The 1985-nt window shown below is 37.7% G+C and carries 2 protein-coding genes; one reads left to right on the top strand and one right to left on the bottom strand.

Annotated elements, in window-relative coordinates; translation table 11 throughout:
• Nucleotides 1-125: 125 nt before the first annotated feature.
• A complete protein-coding gene (locus ACY65O_RS21070) occupies nucleotides 126-1316 on the bottom strand; it encodes an AIR synthase related protein (protein WP_462222830.1) in 1191 nt (396 codons plus the stop codon).
• Between the two features lie 129 nt (nucleotides 1317-1445).
• Here ACY65O_RS21070 and ACY65O_RS21065 point away from each other — a divergent pair.
• Nucleotides 1446-1985 (top strand): adenylyltransferase/cytidyltransferase family protein (locus tag ACY65O_RS21065; protein WP_462222829.1); only part of this gene is annotated, 540 nt, incomplete at its 3' end.

Here is a 1985-nt window from a genome sequence, read left to right as displayed (position 1 = left end):
AATGCTTACCGTAAACAACCGATTATTTTTGTGGTGGAAGGAGATAAAAAATCTGTAACAGCAACGTTTTAAAACTTTCCAAAACCTCACAGGTTTTAAAAACTTGTGAGGTTTAACAAAAGCAATCAATACACAATCTCCTCTCCATCCACCCTAATCACCAATTCCTTTTTATCACTCTCTTCTACCCTGCCAATAATTTGTGCGGCAATACCAAATTTATTGGCTTCGGCAATCATAGTTTCCGCATCATTGGCATTACAATAAATTTCTAAGCGGCAACCCATGTTAAACACTTCATACATTTCACGGTTGTTGCTGCCGCTGTTCTTTTTAATGATGTTAAAAATTTCAGGCGCTTCAAATAGATTATCTTTTATAATTTTTAGGTGTCGTGACGGTTTAGAACCGTCTGACACCTGAGATGGCAAATACTTCATACACTTCGTTTGTCCGCCTCCGCTACAATGGATGAGCCCATGAATTTTTTCAAAATGATTTTGCAACAATGATTTTAATACAGGAGCATAAGTTCTGGTAGGGCTTAAAATAAGTTGGCCAACTGTTGCCGTGGGTGAAATACTGTCCGTTAACTTTTGCTTTCCAATATACACCACATCCTCATCAAGATTATTATCAAAACTTTCTTTATAATTCTTTGCATAAAAATTACTCAGCACATCGTGCCTTGCACTGGTAAGGCCGTTGCTGCCAATGCCGCTGTTGTATGCAGTTTCGTAAGTGGCCTGTCCGTAACTGGCAAAACCAACAATTACATCGCCTGCTTTTATTTTATCATTGCTTATAATTTTATCTTTAGGCCAGCGGCAGGTCATGGTGCCGTTAACCGCAATGGTACGCACCACATCACCCACATCAGCGGTTTCGCCGCCGAGGTAATGAATGTTTACACCAAATGTTTTTAAAGTATCAAATAATTCCTGGCTGCCGGTAATAATTTGTTCCAGCACAGCGCCGGGTATTAGATTTTTATTTCTGTCGATGGTAGAATTAAAAACAATATTATCATAAATGCCTACGCACAACAGATCGTCCAGGTTCATTACAATCGCATCCTGTGCAATACCTTTCCATATGGAAATATCACCCGTTTCTTTCCAATACAAATACGCTAAAATACTTTTGGTACCAGCACCATCGGCATGCATAATATTTACAAAAGCATCGTCGCCGCCTAAAAAATCGGGGTACACTTTACAAAACGCATGGGGAAATAAACCCTGGTCGAGGTTTTTTACTGCTGCATGAACTTCTTCTTTTTGGGCAGAAACACCTCTTTTGGAATATAAAGACATTAATGAGTTATGAGTTATGAGTTATGAATCTTTACAAGATCCCTGGCTTTTTTTAAATATCGGCAAATTTACAATTCAATATAGATTATCCATTATAAAATTATCAGTTAGATTTGCACCAATTTTACAATGAAAGTACATTACTCCACAGACCAGCTGCCTGCATTTAAAAATGCGGTCATCACCATCGGCACTTTCGATGGGGTACACAGCGGCCACCAGCAAATTATTAATACGCTTAAAGCTGCGGCAGCCGAAGCCGGCGGCGAATCTGTTATTATCACTTTTCACCCACATCCTCGGAAAATTGTGAGTAGTGTTGTTACAGGTATTAGGCTATTAAATACGCTAACCGAACGTATTGAATTATTGGCAAAAACTGGGGTTAATCATTTAGTAGTAGTGCCTTTTACCGACTATTTTGCTAACCAAATTGCAGAAGAATACATAAAAGATTTTTTGGTAGAAAAATTTAAACCTCATACCATAATTATTGGCTACGATCATAGATTTGGAAAAGAAAGAACAGGTGATTTTATGTTAATGGAACAAAAAGCCATTGAATACAATTATTATTTAAAAGAAATACCTGAGCATTTACTAGATGCTGTAAAAGTTAGCAGTACCAATATACGTAATGCCATTTTACATGGGCAAATTGAAGAGGCA

This window comes from Ferruginibacter sp., from assembly GCF_031430955.1.
Classification (GTDB): domain Bacteria; phylum Bacteroidota; class Bacteroidia; order Chitinophagales; family Chitinophagaceae; genus Ferruginibacter.
This window is presented reverse-complemented; position numbering and strand designations above follow the sequence as displayed.

Excerpts from the sequence above, each read along its gene's own strand:
- ACY65O_RS21070 (WP_462222830.1), bottom strand. The coding sequence starts at position 1,316 with ATGTCTTTATATTCCAAAAGAGGTGTTTCTGCCCAAAAAGAAGAAGTT.